This window comes from Kribbella sp. NPDC006257, assembly GCF_040613535.1.
Lineage (GTDB): Bacteria > Actinomycetota > Actinomycetes > Propionibacteriales > Kribbellaceae > Kribbella.
In genome coordinates this window covers 328,141-344,575 of record NZ_JBEXSJ010000002.1, presented here as the reverse complement: position 1 = coordinate 344,575, position 16,435 = coordinate 328,141, and the positions used below count along the sequence as shown (strand labels likewise).

The window sequence follows — 16,435 nt, the reverse complement described above, 5'->3', positions numbered from 1 at the left end:
CGCCTGTCGGACCCCAGATGAAACATGACGAGCCGAGGGATCCGCCCTCGGCCGGCATTTCCGGCTACGTTGGGTCGTAGCTGACAGCTGGGGGTTCTGGGATGGCAAAAGCTCAGGCATTTCACCGGGCGAACGTGATGCTCACGTCCGAGGCCGCGCTGGCGAGGCTGGCCGAGCTCGAGCAGCGCGACGACGGTCACGGCGTCGCAGTACTGAACGATCTGCTGGAATCCGATGGGCGCGGCCGCCCCCTGTACGCCGGTGAACCGCTGCCCTCAGGCCGCGTGATGCTGCCGGTCACCGGCTATGTGCCGGCCGTGGTGGACGCTGTTCGCGAGCGGTTCGGCGCCGACCTCGGCGACCTCCTGTCGGATTTCCAGGTCGATCCAGGATTCAGGGTCGCTACCTGGGACGACTACGCCTATTGGCGCCCCGCGCACACCAACGGCTGCCGTACCGGCCATGCCTGGGGCACCTGGGAGTACGTGGACTACACACCGCCGGCTCCGGTGTGGCGAAGCGACATCGACCCCGCTGACCGGCCGGTCGTCGCCTTGCTCGACAACGGTGTGCTCTCGCATCCCTGGCTGGACACGGATCCGGCCGATCCCTTCCTCCTGCAGGGATCGTGCTGGGAGCCGCCACCTGCCTGGGGACAGGGTGAGCCGGCCCGCTTCGGCACGCACCACGGGCACGGGACCTTCACCGCGGGGCTGATCCGGCAGTACGCGCCGGACGCGACGTTGCTCTCGATCAAGGTGATCGACGACAACGGCGAGGGCTACGAGGCTGACGTGATCCAGGCGCTGGAGTGGCTGGCGGGCAGGATCAGCGCCGGCCAGCGGATCGACGTGGTCTGCATGCCGTTCGGCCGGCTGCCGATGGACGACCTGGATGAAGCACCGCTGCTGGCCAAGGCGCTCAAGGCACTCCCGCCGCAGATCCAGCTGGTTGCCTCGGCCGGCAACGAGCCGGGCCGGGTGAGGTTCTTCCCGGCGGCGCTCCCCAGCGTGATCGCGGTCAAGGCCCTGGACGACGACGGCAATCTCGCGAGCTACAGCTCCGACGGGCCGTGGGTGACAGCGCAGGAGAAGGGAACCCAGGTCAGCACGATGCCGCTCGACGAGCAACCCGTCGTCCGGTCCCGCCGCTTCGCGCGCTGGTCCGGTACGTCGTTCGCCGCGGCCGTGCACGCCGCGACCCTCGCACAGGCTCGCCTCGGTCCGCAGGTGCCTTGACGCAGGAGGCTGAGCGACTTTATCAGGCCGGCCGGGCGGCGAGTGACGACGGCCGGCCGGGGGAGGCCGTACGCCGGTACCGCGCGGCTCTGCGGCTCGCTGCCGAGCCCGAGTTGCGCGGCCGGATCCTGATCAGCCTGGCCTGGGCGGAATCCGAACGCGGTCATCTGCGGCGCGGATTCCGGCTGCTCGACGAGGCCGAACCGCTGCTGCCCGCGCACCTGCGCGGCATCCTCTACGGTCAACGCGCCCTGCTCTGCCGTCGATCCGGCCGGTACGACGACGCGTTCGCGCAGTACGACGCCGCGGTGACCGAGTTGACCAACCTGGGCAGCCCGTTGGACCTCGTCAAGGTGCTGAGCAACCGCAGCCTGCTATATCTCGACGTCGGCCGGGTCGGGCCGGCCAGAGCTGATCTGACCCGCGCCGCCCGGATCGCCGAACGCAACGGCATCGTCCTGCAGTCGGCGATCATCACCTTGAACCTGGGTTGTCTCGACGTCCTGGCCGGTGACCTGCCGTCCGCCCTGCGCGCGTTCACGGTCGCGCGCCGCGCCTATGAGGTGGTCGCACCGGGCCGCCTGGCCAACCTGGCTTTCGAACGGGCCAAGGCCTTGCTCGCCGCAGGTCTCATCGACGAGGCCGATGCCGAACTGGCTACGGCCATCGACCGCGCGTCGGAGCAGCAACTGAGCAACACCGTAGTCGAGGCCCTCCTCAGCCGAGCCGAAGCGGCGCTGCTCCGAGACCGTCCGGAAGTCGCAGCGACCTGGGCTCGGCAAGCCAGATCTCTCTTGCTGGGCAGGGGAAACGCCCGTCGCGCCGCGTACGCGGCCCTCCTCCAACTCCGCGCAGAACAAGCAGCGGGTACTACGACCGTTACCGCCGCGTCGGCCAACGCACTCACCGAACGGCTGCAGCGACTAGGGCTTCCCGAAGATGCACGGGTCGCCTCGTTGCTCGCGACTCGGATCCTGATCAGCCGGAAGCAGCTCCAACGCGCCTCAGCGATCGTCGAGAAGGTCGGCCCTTCCAGGCAAGGCGATCGGCTGGACACCAGGCTGCTGCGCCGCATCACCCAGGCCGAGCTCGCGCTGGCCTCGGGACGCTCGGCCGAACGCTATCTGACGGCCGGGATGACAACTCTGCATCGTCATCGCAGCCAGTTCGGCAGCCTCGACCTGCAGACCGGCGCCAGTGCCCTTGGCGGCGAGCTGGTTCGAACCGGTCTGCGGCAAGCTCTGGCCGGCGGATCGGTCAGTGCGATCTATCGATGGTCCGAACGAGCCCGTGCGCAAGCACTTCTGTTGCCATCGGTGCGCCCGCCGGCCGATGCGCATGCTGCTGCCGCGCTGGAGGAGCTGCGGCAGCTCCGCTACAACCTGCGCCAGGCAGAGCTCGCAGGCAAGCCAGTAGTTGCCCTACGCAAGCACACGGTTGCGTTGGAACGCATCACTCGCGAGCACTCCTGGTCAGCGGCCGGTACTACGGTCAGCTCGGCGACACCGGTCGCGCTCGGTCGGGTGCGGTCCGAGCTACGCGACTCGGTGCTGCTGAGCTACTTGCGCGACGAAGATGCCCTGGTGGCGTTGGTGATCAGCGGCAGCTCGGCGGCCGTAGTACCGGTTGGTTCTTATCGTGCTGCGAGTGAGGCTGTCTTGCGGTTGCGGGCTGATCTGGATGCGAGCGCGGGGCGCATGTTGCCTTCACGGTTGGCGGCGAGTGTTGCTGCTTCGACTGGGCGGGATGCTGACGAGGTTGCGCGGTTGATCCTGGAACCGGTTCTGCGGTTGGTCGGTGATCGCGAGATCGTGGTGGTGCCTACCGGCGTACTGGTGACTGTTCCGTGGGCCGTGCTGGCTGAGTGCAAGCAGCGGGCGGTCACGGTGGCGCCTTCTGCGACGGCGTGGATCGCTGCCAGGGAACGGGTTCAGAAGGAGTCCGGTGTCTTGTTGGTGGCCGGGCCGGGTAATGATCGTGGTGAGCCGGAGGTGCGGTCGATCGCGGCCATGCTCGATCAGCCGATCGTGCTGACCGGCGAGGATGCCACTCCGGCTGCCACGCTTGCGGCGTTCGATCGGGTGACGACGGCGCACCTTGCCGTGCATGGGCGGCATCGGTCGGACAACGCGTTGTTCTCCTCGCTGGAACTCAGTGGTGGGCCGTTGCTGGGATACGACCTGCAGCAGGTCGAGCGGCCGCCGGCGACCGTGGTCCTGTCGGCCTGTGATCTCGGGCTGGCCGACGTCCGGCCGGGTGACGAGACGATCGGGATGGCCACCGCGTTGCTGAGTGCGGGGTCGGCGACCGTGATCGCGAGTGTGAGCCGGATCGCCGACGACGTGGCGATGGCGACGATGACCCGTTACCACCAGGCGATCGCGGCTGGTGCCGGACCAGCCGCGGCGCTGGCGTCCGCAGTACCGGCAGGTGAGGCCGTTGGCTTCGTCTGCCTCGGCAGCGGCTAGCCGAGGTTGACGGGCTGGCCGGGGGTGATGGATTAGCTGAGGTTGACGGGTTGGCCGAGGTTGACGGGGAGTTCGGCGAGGCCGCTGACCAGCACGCGGCGCCATGCGAGGGCTTCGGCGGGCTTGGCGAGGGAGAGGTTCGGGAAGCGGCGGAGCAGGGCGAGCAAGGATTCCTGGAGTTCGATCCGGGCCAGTTGGGCGCCCAGGCAGAAGTGCGGGCCGAAGCCGAACGAAAGGTGCTTGTTGTCCTTGCGATCAAGCTTCAGTTCATCCGGATCCTCGTACTGGCGCGGATCCCGGTTCGCCGAGTTCAGCGCGGCCATCACGCCTTCACCGGCCTTGATCTGTACGCCGTGCAGTTCGACGTCCTCGAGCGCGACGCGCAGCTGACCGACCTCGCTGAAGCGGTTGAAGCGCAGCAGTTCTTCGATCGCGGAATCGACCAAGGTGTGATCGGCGACCAGCTTCGCCCAGTTCTCCGGCCAGCGGAGCAGCGTGGCGACGACGCTGGAGATCTGGTTCGCGGAGGTCTCGTGACCGGCGACGAGCAGGTTGACGCCGAATGAAATCAGCTCCTCCTGGCTGAGCCGGTCACCCTCCTCGCGGGCCCGAACCAGTTCGTCGAGAAGGTCCTGGGCAGGCTTGTCACTGTTCGCCAGCTTCCGCTCGACCAGCTCTTCGATGTACGCCGTGAGGTCGGTCATCGCCTGCTCGACCAGGTCCTTCTCGGCCATCCGCATGCTGTAACCCAACTCGGTCCACTCACGGAACTGCTCGCGATCGGCGTACGGGACACCGAGGAGCTGGCAGATCACCTGGATCGGGAGCGGCAGGGCAACCAGTTCGCGGATGTCCGCGCCGTCGCCGGCTTCCGCTACATCATCGGCGAGCTTGGCGGAGAGCTCGGCGACCCAGGGCCGGGTCCGCTCGATCCGGCGATGCGCGAACGTCGACGAGACCAGCTTGCGCAGGCGCGTGTGCTCGGGCGGATCCGTCGTCGTCAGGCTGTTCGGCATCGGCTTCGCGAGCGCGACCCGAGGAGCTCCCTGCTTGACCACCGCCGCCCGCGAGAACCTCGGATCCGCGAGCACCATCCGCACGTCGTCGTACCGCGTCACCAGCCAGACCTCAGCCCCCGCCAACGTCCGCACCCGAGCCACCGGCCGGTTCTCCCGCAACTCGGCAAACGTAGGCGACGGATCAAACCGAAACGCATCCCCAAACGGAATCTCCAACACCGGCTCCGACATACCCCCGACCCTAAGCGCCTCCCCCAACCCTCCGCTCCCCACCTCAGCCTGTCGCGTGCCGACGGACATGAGGTGTCCGCCCGGCTTCTCCTACCTCCCGCTCACCAATTGACCAGGAAACCCTTCCCGGCGCATACCTCATGTCGGTCGGCACACCCGGACCGGTCTCGGCCGTGCCCGGCCAGCCAACTCGACGCGCAGCCCGCCGCTTGCTCGCGACCCAACAACCGGCCTGGGTTGGTGTGCCGATCGACAGGATCAACGCGCCGAACTGCCGCCCACCCCAGGCCAACTGAGCCTGAACCCCCGCGCCCGGCGCCAATTGATCCTGTCGATCGGGACACGCTGGCGCGCGCTGGAAAGGTTGCCGGTACGCCGGGACCGGTCTCAGGTGCGTTGGGTGATGAGGACGTTGAGGCCGTCGAGGATTCGGGCTATGCCGAAGTGGAGGGCGTTGTCGGCGCCGCCTTCGCGTTCTTCGGTGAAGGCGGTGACGGTGGCGGGGTAGGCGTCGCCTGCTGCGGTCAGGGTTTCGGCGAGTTGGGCGGTGTAGGCGGCGGTCGACTCGGTGGTGACGAGTTGCTGGGCGAGGCTGCGGACGTGTCCGTTGACCAGGACGATGGTGTCGAGGCGTTCGGACCCGGTCAGGCCGGTGTCGGTCAGGCTGACCAGGGCGGCTTCGATCCAGCCCAGTTCGTTCGGGCCGATCGGGCGTTGGCCGGTGGTGAGTTCGATCGCCCAGGGATGCGCGCTGTAGCGCTCGAAGATGGTCTCGGCCCAGTTCTTGAGCCCGGTACGCCAGTCCTTCGGTGAGTGGGCCGGCGGCGTACCCAAGGCTGTGTCCAGCATCAGGGCGGTGAGTTCGGCCCGGCCGGGGACGTACCGGTAGAGGGACATCTTGGTGAAGCCGAGGCGTTCGGCGAGCCGCTGCATGGAGAGGTTCGCCAGTCCTTCGGCGTCGGCCAGCGCGATCGCCTCGGCGACGATGCGTTCCAGCGACAGGGCGGGTTTCGGCCCGCGGCGGCCGCGCTGCTGGGTGCCCCAGAGCAGTTCGACGGCGGTGGGTGCCGGCATCTCAGATCCTCTCCGGAAGTGGCTTGACGTGAAACTGTGTCTACCATACTCTAATTCGTGTCCGGTAGACACAGTTTCTCAAGGAGTCATCATGCGCAACAGATCAGTCCTCATCTCCGGCGCCAGCATCGCGGGTCCCGCCCTCGCGTACTGGCTCGATCGCTACGGCTTCGACGTCACCGTCATCGAGAAGGCGCCGGCTCTCCGCCCCGGTGGTCAGGCGATCGACTTCAAGGGGCGCACCCACTTCGCCGTACTGGAACAGATGGGGATCCTCGACGAGATCAAGCAGCGGCAGACCGGCACCACCGACACTGTGCTGTTCGACCACGACGGCAAGCAAGTGGGTGTCATCTCCGGCGACTTCACCGGCGGCGACGTCGAGATCCTGCGCGGCGATCTGGCCGACATCCTTTACCAGCGGACCTCGGCACGCTGCTCGTACCTCTTCGGCGACTCCATCAGCCGGCTCACCGAAACGGCGGACGGGATCGAGGTCGAGTTCGAGCACGCCGACCCGCGGACCTTCGATCTGGTCTTCGGTGCCGACGGCATCCATTCCCGGGTGCGGAAGCTCGCGTTCGGTCCGGAGCGGGACTTCGTGAAGCACCTCGGCCATTACTACTGCGTCGCCGGCGCCAGCCCGTGGACCGGCAACGCGTCCAAGGAGCGCATCGTTGCCCACGGCCACAATGCGCCCGGCCGGTACGCCGTGTGTGGTGGGCCGAAAGCGCAGCAGTTCTACGTCTTCGCGTCACCCGCGCTCGACTACTCGCGCGACGACGATGCTGCCCAGCGTCGGATCGTCGAGGAGGCGTACGCCGAGGTGCGCTGGGAGGTGCCGCGGATGCTCGCGGAGCTGCCCGAGTTCGACGACTTCTACCTCGACTCGATCAGCCAGGTGCGGATGAACGGCCGCTACACCAAGGGACGAGTGGCGCTCATCGGCGACGCGGCGTACGGAAACACCCTGGGTGGGTTCGGCACCGGGCTGGCCGTGGTCGGAGCTTACGTCCTGGCCGGCGAGCTTGCCCTTGCCGATGGCGACTACACCGTTGCCTTCGCGCGCTACGACGAGACCATGAAGCGCTACACCAAGCTGGCCGGCAACAGCAACGCAGGCCGCTTCATGGCCCCGAAAACCGCCCGCGGCATCAAACTCCGCAACTGGTTCCTGGGATCCCGCCTCTTCACCCTGATGATGAAGTACGCCGACAAGGCCGCCAACAACATCGACCTCCGCGACTACCCGACCCTGGTCGCCTCCGCAGCAACAAGGTGAGCCGGAAGACCTTCTCGCGCTGTACAGTCGCCGCGACCACCGCCGTACGACCTCAAGGATCTGCCATGGGTGCCTCCGTCTGGGACTACCGCACGCCTTACACGCCGGATCTCGCCGAGGCGCTGGGAACCCTTCGCCAGCAGGTCTTCGCGGCGAACGACTACTACTGGTCAGGGGACGACGAGGAACGTCCGGGCAGCATCGACGAGCTGTGGGAGGACGAGGATGTGCAGGAGGAAGGCACCCACTCGATCCTCGACATCAACGCCGTGATCGGCGAGAACGATCGGGACGACTACGGCACCTTGCGGTTGCTGACGCCGACCGAGACGGCTGCGGTCTTCGGTACGCCGGAGCCGACCGCGGCCGACGTCGCAGGTCTGGAGAGCCCGTACGACGACAGGCCGCGCTGGAGCGGTCACGCCGCCATCCTGTACGCCGACGGGAAGCCGGCCGAGTACCTGATCTGGGGCCACTCGGGGGACTGAGGGTCAGGTCTCCCAGACGGGGACTGACGGGAGGCCGCGGGCTGCCCGTGCCTCGTCGGTGAGTTGCTGGACGAGGTCGGTCTTGGCGATGGTGTAGTCGAAGCCGGTGAGGCCGGCGTTGGACAGGCGGCGCTTGAGGTCGGCATACCGGCGTACGGCGTCGGGGGTTTCGCGCAGGTAGTCGCGGAGGATTCGCTGGTTGAGCCCGTCCCAGGCCTCGGCGGGGAAGACGTGCAGGTTGTGGGTGAGGATGCCGTCGGCGTGACGGGTGTACGTACGCCGACCAGGAGGACCCGCCGGCTCGTGGGCGAACCTGATCGCCGCGAGCTCAGAATCCTTGCCTGCAACGGCTTCCAAGGACTCGGCCCGCGCCCCGATGTCGATCACCGGCTTGGCCAGCAATCCCACCACCGCAGTGCTCCCGATGTGCTCGATCTCGGTCACCGCGTCGCCGAACACTTCCCGCAACTCCGCAGCCGCTTCGGCGTACTTGGCCGCCCATCCCTCGTCGTACTCCGCGAGCACAGTCACGACGCCATCCTCTCCCACCGACCGGCCAACGTTCCAGGGGCGATCCCACCTACCGGCCCGACTCGCCGCGCATGCTCGACTCCCCTCTCCGACTCGCTGTGCGCGCTCCACCTACCTTCTCGACTCGCCGAACTGCCGCCGGAAAACCAGCGAGTCGAGAAGGGGAGTTGAGTGAATTCGGCTAGTCGAGAAGGTAGGTGGTGGGCGCGCCGGCGAGCGTGCCGGTGGGGGAGATTCGGCGTACTGCGGTCTCCGGGGAGGGGGGAGACCGCAGTACCGGGGGCGGCTACTTGGTGCCGAAGGTGTACGTGGTGGTGGACTTGTAGGTCTCGCCGGGACGGAGGACCGTCGACGGGAAGTTCGGGTGGTTGGGGGAGTCGGGGAAGTGCTGGGTCTCGAAGGCGAAGGCGTCACCCTGGCGGTAGGACTTGTTGCCGATGCCCTGGAAAGTGCCGTCGAGGAAGTTGCCGCTGTAGAACTGTGCGCCCGGCTCGGTCGTGTGTACCGTCACCGTCCGGCCGTGGTCCGGTTCCCAGAAGCGCGCCGCGAAACGCACGCCGTCGGAGTCCGCCGCGCCGAGGACGAAGTTGTGGTCGTAGCCACGCCCGATCACCAGTTGGGGGTGGTCGTCCCGGATCCGCGCGCCGATCGCGGTCGGCTTGTTGAAGTCGAACGGTGTCCCGGCGACCGGTGCGATCTCGCCGGTCGGGATCAGGCCGGCATCGACCGGCGTGTACTTCGCGGCGTTCAACTGCAGCACGTGGTTGTCGATCGAGCGGGAGCCTTCGCCGGCCAGGTTGAAGTACACGTGGTTGGTCAGGTTGACGATCGTCGGCTTGCCGGCCACGGTCGCGTGGTAGTCGATCCGCAGGTTGTCCTGCTTGTCGAGCGTGTAGGTCACCCGGCTGGTCAGCTCACCCGGGAAGCCCATCTCGCCGTCCGGGCTGACATAGGTGAACGCGACGCCGACGGCCGAGGAGGTGTGCACGACCTTGGCCTTCCAGACCTTCTTGTCGAAGCCGATCGTGCCGCCGTGCAGGGCGTTCTCGCCGTTGTTGACCGGGATCTGGTAGCTGTTCCCGTCGATGCTGAACTTGCCCTTGGCGATCCGGTTGCCGTAGCGGCCGATCGTCGCTCCGAAGTACGGGCTGAGTGCCGCGTAGTCGGGCAGGTTGTCGAAACCGAGGCTGATGTTCTTGGTGTGACCGTGCCGGTCCGGCGTCTCGACGCGCTGGATGGTGGCCCCCCAGGTCAGCATGGAGATCGTCACTCGTCCGTTGGTGAACGTGTAGACATCGACCGCCTGGCCGTCCGGCGTAGTGCCGAACGGATCCTTGCGGATGTCGAGTCGTCCGTGACCGCGCTGCGCATCCATGGCGGCGACCCTATCCGGCGAGCCGGCGGCGGTGGCAGCGGCTTCGGCCCCGGTCTGCAGGGCGCCGGCGGCGGCCGCGCCCAGGCCGAGCGCGCCGGCGGTCCGCAGGACCTGGCGGCGGGGCAGATTGTCAGGCATTGGTTCCCCTCACTTCCTGAGTCACTGAGTGTGTCGGCGGAGAGAGCGTGCTCACAGTGCCGACCCGGGCACTGTAAGCAGGCATCCATGGTGTTTGGAATAGTTTGGAACGGTGCGAATACGTCAAATTCCAACGATGGAGAAGTCAGGACAAAAGCCGGGCGCTGACCAGATCCGTCCGGTCCCGGCCCGGTTGATGCCTACCGCGACCGACCGCCCGGACCGCAGGATCGAGGCATGACCCAGACAGCATTGATCGTCATCGACGTCCAGGAATCGTTCCGGATCCGGCCCAACTGGAGCGCGGTCGACCACCCCGACATCGCCGACCGGGTGAACCGGCTGGTCGCCGCGTCCCGCGAGCGCGGCCACCTCGTGGTCTGGATCCTGCACACCGAACCGGGGACCGGCGGTGCCTTCGATCCGGCCGAAGGGCACGTCCGGTTGATCGAAGGTCTCGAGCCCCGCGACGGTGAGCCGATCATCCCCAAGACCTCGCACAACGCGTTCACCACAACGAATCTGCAGCAGCTCCTGACCCAGCATGGCATCCGGGAACTGATCATCAGCGGCATCCGCACCGAGCAGTGCTGCGAGACCACCACCCGGGTCGCGTCGGACCTCGGGTACGACGTCGTCTTCGTCACCGAGGCGACCGCGACCACCCCGCTGCCGCACTGGACGATGTCGCCCGACGCCACACTCGAGGAGATCCTGGCCGACCCGCGCACCCTCAGCCCTGCGGTGATCGCCGAGCGCACGGAGTACGCCCTGGCCGGTCGCTTCGCCACCATCCGGACACTGGACGAGGTTGCCCCGATGCTCGTGGCATCCTGACCGGATCATGTCCACCAAGGTCGTGTTCTTCCTGCTGCCGAAACTGCACCTGCTGGACCTCGCCGGTCCGGCCCAGGTGTTCTCGACCGCGCAGGGCCTCGGCCACGGTTACAGCCTGTACTACGTAGCCGAGGTGCCCGAGATCGTGACGACGCAGGGTCTCCCGGTCCGGGCACAACTCGACTGGCCCGACCTCTGCCCGGACGACCTCGTCGTCGTACCGGGCTGGCGGTCGCCGGCGTACTCGCCGCAGGTGCCGATCGCGGCGGCGACGAAGCAACGGCTGCGGACCCACCACGCGGGCGGCGGCCGGGTCGCGAGCGTCTGTTCCGGGGCGGACGCTCTCGGCGCGGCCGGGCTGCTCGACGGCCGCAACTTCACCACCCACCACGACCTGACCGAGACGCTGGCGGCGCGCTACCCGAAAGGGCATTTGATCCGGGACGTCCTGTACGTCGAGGACGACCGCGTCATCACGTCGGCGGGGATCGCGAGTGGGATCGACCTGGCGCTGCACCTGATCGCAGTCGAGTGTGGTGCCGAGGCAGCCGCCCGGGTGGCGCGCGAAATGGTCGTCTACGCGCGGCGGAACGGGGACGAGCTACAGGAGAGCGCGATGCTGCGGCACCGCGGGCACATGAGCGATCTCGCCCACCGGGTGCAGGACGTCATCGACAGCCGGTACGCCGAGCAGCTCCGGCTGGCCGACCTGGCCCGCGGAGTCGGCGTGAGCGAGCGAACCCTCACCCGCGTCTTCACCAACGCCACGGGTCTCACGCCACTGCGCTACCAGCAGATCCTCCGCCTAGAACGCGCCGAACACCTCATCGGCCACGGCACCACCATCGAAGCAGCCGCCCGAGCAGTCGGCTTCGAAGACGCCCGCATGCTCCGCCGCCTCCGCTCCCGCCCAGCCGCCGGCTAAAAACCTCCAAGAGAATTACCCAGAAGCCCTCCGAAGAACAAGAGCAAAAGACAGGAGCAAAGACAAGAGCCGACCACCAATCAGCGCGCTGCGCCAACCGGCGCCGACTTGTAGCCACCGGTCTGCGGGTCGCAGGCTCGACCATGGCCGAAATCGAAGTCGTGTGGGAGCGCATCAGGCGCCATGCTGGTGAGGAATTCTCGACCATCACTGATCTTTCGTTCACGTATGAGGTGCCCGGCAACTATCTGCGCCCCAGCCGGACCGTGCGCCATCTATCCAGAGCCAACTTTGCGAATGCACTCGAAAGGATGCCTGCAACTGGACCAGGGGCGATCTCGGCACTTCAAGGCCCGTCTTACACGTGGGCGATCCTGATGGACGACCGGATCCGATCGGAGACTGGTAGGCGATACCAGAAGGTTAGTGGGCAACTTGCTACGCCGTCGTGGGATCGAAACCCCAGAGCCCGGAGCTTGCGAGAGTCTGTGGTGGAGTGGTTGAGACGTCCCTCTGTGGACCCACTGCCTAAATAAATTCGGCCTCTCTCAATGAGGCAAGGATTGTCGCCTCCTTCGCGCTGGACAGACCAACCTCGGCCGCCCGCTCATTCAGATCAGTCGAGGATGACGTCTTAAGCCAAGCCCAAGTGTCGAGAACGGTCTCCGACGGATCGCGGCATCGGAACCCGGCGGAGAAAGCACGGGTGGAGTCGACCATCCAAACGCCGTCGTAGGTTCGCCACAGTGGCATCTCGGACCATTGGTGGACTCCGCCCCTGAGCAGTATTTCATCTGGTGCCCAGCAAAGATCGGCGTTGGGACGTGGCCAGTTTGCAGCTCTCCAGAAGACTCCCGAAGGTGTCTCGGTCCATCGGTGCTGCCAAATTGAATGCGCCAGATATTCCTTGGTTTGCGGCCAATAGAGCAAACTCCGCCAAGTCGCGAACATCTATGGGTTGAATGTTCCGGCGCGGATCGCCGGGAGCGAGGACAGTTCCGCCGGCCGATATCCGACGTAGCCACCACGGCAGGCGCCCGACGTACTCTCGCGGACCAAGGACGACACCTGGACGCAAGATCGTAGAGTCCTGCTCTCCGAACGCCTGGAGTACCGCAGCCTCAGCACCGGCTTTCTGGTAGCCGTACTGTGTCGGACCATCCTCGGTGTCGCTGCCGTAGTCAGGGCCGGCATCAGCAGAGCTGGGCAGCAGTGGCGACCGCTCGCTCAATGGCTTCTTGGGCCAGTCGGCGTACACGCTGACGGTCGACAGGAAGATGTACCGACCAGCGACAGCCCGCAGCGCCTGGCACACCTCAAGCGTGTTTCGCGGGACGTATCCAGAGGTGTCTAGAACTACATCCCACGGTCCATGCTGTGCGAGGCGTGCGAGGTCAGCTGAGTTGTATCGGTCGCCCTGCACGAACCCTGTTCCACGCGGCGGCGGGCTGGTCCGGCCCCGGTTGAAGGCTGTCACGGACCAGTCGGCGGATTGGGCGGCGGAGACCAACGCGTGGCCGACGAACCGACCGCCACCCAGGATCAGCAGCCTTCTCGCCCTGTCCCTCCCAAGTCCGTGTACTCGGCCGTACTCTGGCAGCTCCTACCTACGGTAGGGTCGCACAGACGCTGGAGTCAGGCGCCTCGATCAGCCTGCGGCTGGAGAGCCTCTGCGGAAGACCTGCCCCAGACAGGCTCGCGCCCAGGGTTAGCGCGGGGCATCACCCCTAGTACTCCAGCCGTAGTTCGTGATGAAGGTGCTACCGCTCCTGCTGCCCCGGGCTCAGCTCGCCCTCCGGGCCTGCGAAGGGCAGAATTCTCAACGTTGATCCTTGATGGGAGTGGTTCGATGCGTGCTACGTCCTCGACGCCAGGAGCGCTCCGGCGCATGTTCAAGGCGCTCACGGCGTTGATGGTGGCCGCTGCGTGGGGTGCGCTGGGATACGGGCTAGTTTTCTCACTGCCCGACGTCAATGCCTGGGGTGAGCTCGAGGCCGGCGGCCGGTTCGGGATCAACGTATTCGTCTACCTGCCGTACTACGCACTCAGTCTGCCGCTCGGTGCTGTGGCGATCGTCAGCCTCTTTCCCCGACCTGACCGGATGTTCCCGCTGGCGGGCGCGATGGGACTCACTGGGCTGTTCGTCTTCTGGATCTTCGCGAACGATTTCCTTCTGGTAGCCCAGCCCGAACTCGCCAGGTACGCGATCGTCGGGCTGGGGCTCGCGGCGGCCGCCACCGTCCCTCTCCTGACCGCCCACCACCTCAAAGCGCACCCACCCCTGGTCTCCAGCCGAAACTCGTGACCTGGCGGTGTGGCGGTCCCGGACGTAGTGCATCCACCGGTTGATGATCTCGGGTTGTGTGGACTCAAGACGGTCGCCTGATCACGACTACGGCTGGAGTACTAGCAGGCCGCGCATTCGGGCCACGCCAGCCAGGCACCCAGCCCACTCCATCTCTTCTTCCTCGGTCTTTATTTGTTTTTGTTTCTTCGAAGTCTTCAATGCTCGTGAATGATTCTCTCTTCTTTCTTGTGGAGGGGTAGGGCTAGGTCTACCCAGGTAGGGGGCTTGGGGCTCCTGAGAACCGTTCCGGATCGGGCGAGGCTCGTCCTAGTGCGGGCAGGGTGTCCGGGCGGGGTTGGCGAGAGGTAGAGCATGAGCAGGGGATCTGCAACTGTGCGGTTGGCGCGGTGGAGTGCTACTCATCCTTGGCGGGCGATCGGTCTGTGGCTGTTGCTCGTCGTTGTCGCGGTCGGGATGTCGGCCGTGATTCCGAAGCAGGCGAGCAAGGAGAAGGACACCTGGACCGGGCAGTCGGGTGTCGCGTCTCAACTGATCGAGCAGGCGAATCTCGGCGATCGGCCGAGTGAGACCGTGTTGGTGACATCAGAGAAGGTGTTGGACAGGCCGGCTGCGACGGCCGCGCTGAATCAGGTCAGTCGGAAGATGCGCACGATCGGCGCCGTCGACACAGTCGGTCAGCCGGTCTGGTCGGAGAACGGCAAGGCGGTCCTGCTGCCGATCAACCTGAAAGGCACCGCCGACGACGCCTCGGACAATGTCGAGAAGCTGGTCGCCGCAACGGCCGAGGTTCAGCGTGATCACCCAGATCTCAAGATCGCCGAGACGGGCAACGCATCGCTGAACAAGGGGATCTTCAAGCGCGTCGGCGAGGACCTGGCCAGTGCGGAGAAGCTCAGCCTGCCGATCACCTTCGCTCTGATGTTGCTTGCCTTCGGCGCCTTGATCGCGGCCGGAATCCCTGTCCTGCTGGCGTTCTCGGCAGTTGGTGCGGCCCTCGGCTTCTACGCGCCGCTGTCCTACCTCTTTCCCGACGGCGGATCGGTGGCGAACGTCGTACTGCTGATCGGCATGGCCGTCGGCGTCGACTACTCGCTCTTCTATCTCAAACGAGAAAGGGAGGAACGCCAACGCGGTCGTACTACGCTCGACGCCGTCGAGATCGCCGCGGCGACGTCGGGACACTCGGTGGTCGTCTCCGGCATGGCCGTGATCGTCTCGATGGCCGGTCTGTACGTCGCGCAGGACGCCACCTTCTCTTCGATGGCCACCGCAACGATCGTCGTCGTCGCGGTCGCCGTACTCGGGTCCCTGACCGTCCTTCCGGCGTTGCTGGCGAAGCTGGGTCACCGGGTCGACCGGCCGCGCGTTCCGTTGCTCTGGCGGCTCAACCGGCGGATCGGTCCCGGCGGGATCAGTCGCCGGATCCTCGCTCCCGTACTACGGTTCCCGAAGGTCGCCCTGGTGATCGCGGCGATCGGGATCGTTGCGCTCGCAGTACCGGCGCTGGATCTGAAGACCGCGCCGGGTGGCTTGAATACGCTGCCGCAGAGCATTCCCGAAGTCGCCACGATGCAGGCGCTGCAGGAGAACTTCCCATCCCGCGGTACGTCGTACACGGTGGTTGCCAAGGCTTCGAGTGGACCGTCCGCTGTCGCCGGGTTGACCAAGCTGGAGAACGCTGCCGTGAAGACCGGCCAGCTGGTCGCAGTGCCGGGGGAGAAGATTCGTCAGTCGGGAAACACCGCCGTACTGACTCTGGTTTCGCCGCATGACGATTCGAGTCCTGAGGCAGAGAACGCGTTGACTCTGCTGCGGACCGAGCTCGCGCCGAAGTCATTGCCTGGAGCAACTTGGGCAGTGGGTGGAGAGACCGCGTCGGGAGTCGACTACGGGCAGCACCAGCGGGACAAGTTGCCGTATGTGATCGCGTTCGTGCTCGGGCTGACGCTGGTGATGATGGCGTTCACGTTCCGGAGCCTGGCGATCGCTGTGGTGACGACCCTGCTGAATCTCGCCTCGGTGGCGGCCTGCTTCGGCGTACTGTCGCTGGTCTTCCAGCACACCTGGGCCGAAGGGCTACTCGACTTCACGTCGCCCGGGTACGTGGTGTCGTGGATCCCGCTGTTCCTGTTCGTGATCCTGGTCGGGTTGTCGATGGACTACCACGTGTTCGTGCTCGGCCGGATCCGCGAAGGCGTCGTCGATGGGCTGTCGGCCAAGGAGGCGGTCCGGAAGGGGATCACCGAATCGGCCGGCGTGGTGACGAGTGCGGCGGCGGTGATGGTGTCGGTGTTCGCGGTCTTCGCGACGCTGGGGATGATCGAGATGAAGCAGATGGGGGTCGGGCTCGCGGTCGCCGTACTGATCGACGCGACCCTGGTCCGGATCGTGATGCTGCCGTCGATCATGGTGTTGCTCGGCCGGAAGGCCTGGTGGCCCAACAAGCTGCACGCAGTACAGGCGAAGCATTCAGCCGATCGCGAGCTGATCTCAGTCTGAAGAGGTGAGGGGGCTTGGTCCA

At 66.4% G+C, this 16,435-nt stretch carries 13 protein-coding genes; 8 read left to right on the top strand and 5 right to left on the bottom strand.

Features of this window, described 5'->3' with window-relative positions:
- Positions 1-101: 101 nt before the first annotated feature.
- Together ABZ004_RS03905 and ABZ004_RS03900 are read left to right on the top strand one after the other, a co-directional pair.
- A complete protein-coding gene (locus ABZ004_RS03905) occupies positions 102-1,238 on the top strand; it encodes a S8 family serine peptidase (RefSeq protein ID WP_355678230.1) in 1,137 nt (378 codons plus the stop codon).
- A complete protein-coding gene (locus tag ABZ004_RS03900) occupies positions 1,235-3,706 on the top strand; it encodes a CHAT domain-containing protein (protein ID WP_355678229.1) in 2,472 nt (823 codons plus the stop codon). Before ABZ004_RS03905 ends, ABZ004_RS03900 begins: the two co-directional genes overlap by 4 nt.
- Before the next feature lie 32 nt (positions 3,707-3,738).
- Here ABZ004_RS03900 and ABZ004_RS03895 read toward each other — a convergent pair whose 3' ends face one another.
- Both ABZ004_RS03895 and ABZ004_RS03890 read right to left on the bottom strand, forming a co-directional pair.
- Positions 3,739-4,956 (bottom strand): cytochrome P450, encoded by a 1,218-nt coding sequence (locus ABZ004_RS03895; RefSeq protein WP_355678228.1) that lies wholly within the window; start codon positions 4,954-4,956, stop codon positions 3,739-3,741.
- A 387-nt stretch (positions 4,957-5,343) separates the two neighbouring features.
- Positions 5,344-6,030, bottom strand: coding sequence for a TetR/AcrR family transcriptional regulator (locus ABZ004_RS03890; RefSeq protein WP_355678227.1), 687 nt, complete (start codon positions 6,028-6,030; stop codon positions 5,344-5,346).
- 91 nt (positions 6,031-6,121) lie between these two features.
- Here ABZ004_RS03890 and ABZ004_RS03885 point away from each other — a divergent pair, with 91 nt between their 5' ends.
- Both ABZ004_RS03885 and ABZ004_RS03880 read left to right on the top strand, forming a co-directional pair.
- On the top strand, positions 6,122-7,312 hold the full coding sequence (locus tag ABZ004_RS03885; RefSeq protein ID WP_355678226.1) for an FAD-dependent monooxygenase: 1,191 nt from the start codon (positions 6,122-6,124) through the stop codon (positions 7,310-7,312).
- A 65-nt stretch (positions 7,313-7,377) separates the two neighbouring features.
- Positions 7,378-7,800, top strand: coding sequence for a hypothetical protein (locus ABZ004_RS03880; protein ID WP_355678225.1), 423 nt, complete (start codon positions 7,378-7,380; stop codon positions 7,798-7,800).
- A gap of 3 nt (positions 7,801-7,803) precedes the next feature.
- Here the strand turns inward: ABZ004_RS03880 and ABZ004_RS03875 are convergent, their stop codons facing one another.
- Entirely contained in the window at positions 7,804-8,331 is a 528-nt protein-coding gene (locus tag ABZ004_RS03875) for a GrpB family protein (protein WP_355678224.1), read from the bottom strand.
- Between the two features lie 286 nt (positions 8,332-8,617).
- Positions 8,618-9,844 carry an aldose epimerase family protein gene (locus ABZ004_RS03870; RefSeq protein ID WP_355678223.1) on the bottom strand — a complete coding sequence of 409 codons (1,227 nt, stop codon included), beginning with the start codon at positions 9,842-9,844 and terminating at the stop codon, positions 8,618-8,620.
- A 237-nt stretch (positions 9,845-10,081) separates the two neighbouring features.
- Between ABZ004_RS03870 and ABZ004_RS03865 the strand changes: the two genes are divergently transcribed.
- Complete coding sequence (locus ABZ004_RS03865; RefSeq protein WP_355678222.1) at positions 10,082-10,681, top strand: isochorismatase family protein; 600 nt, start codon at positions 10,082-10,084, stop codon at positions 10,679-10,681.
- A gap of 7 nt (positions 10,682-10,688) precedes the next feature.
- Complete coding sequence (locus ABZ004_RS03860; protein ID WP_355678221.1) at positions 10,689-11,606, top strand: DJ-1/PfpI family protein; 918 nt, start codon at positions 10,689-10,691, stop codon at positions 11,604-11,606.
- Positions 11,607-12,396: 790 nt separating this feature from the next.
- On the opposite strand, the gene ABZ004_RS03855 is transcribed toward ABZ004_RS03860, so the two are convergent.
- Complete coding sequence (locus tag ABZ004_RS03855) at positions 12,397-13,146, bottom strand: NAD-dependent epimerase/dehydratase family protein (protein WP_355678313.1); 750 nt, start codon at positions 13,144-13,146, stop codon at positions 12,397-12,399.
- A gap of 309 nt (positions 13,147-13,455) precedes the next feature.
- Here ABZ004_RS03855 and ABZ004_RS03850 point away from each other — a divergent pair, with 309 nt between their 5' ends.
- Complete coding sequence (locus ABZ004_RS03850; RefSeq protein ID WP_355678220.1) at positions 13,456-13,911, top strand: hypothetical protein; 456 nt, start codon at positions 13,456-13,458, stop codon at positions 13,909-13,911.
- 354 nt (positions 13,912-14,265) lie between these two features.
- Complete coding sequence (locus tag ABZ004_RS03845; RefSeq protein WP_355678219.1) at positions 14,266-16,413, top strand: MMPL family transporter; 2,148 nt, start codon at positions 14,266-14,268, stop codon at positions 16,411-16,413.
- Positions 16,414-16,435 lie beyond the last annotated feature (22 nt).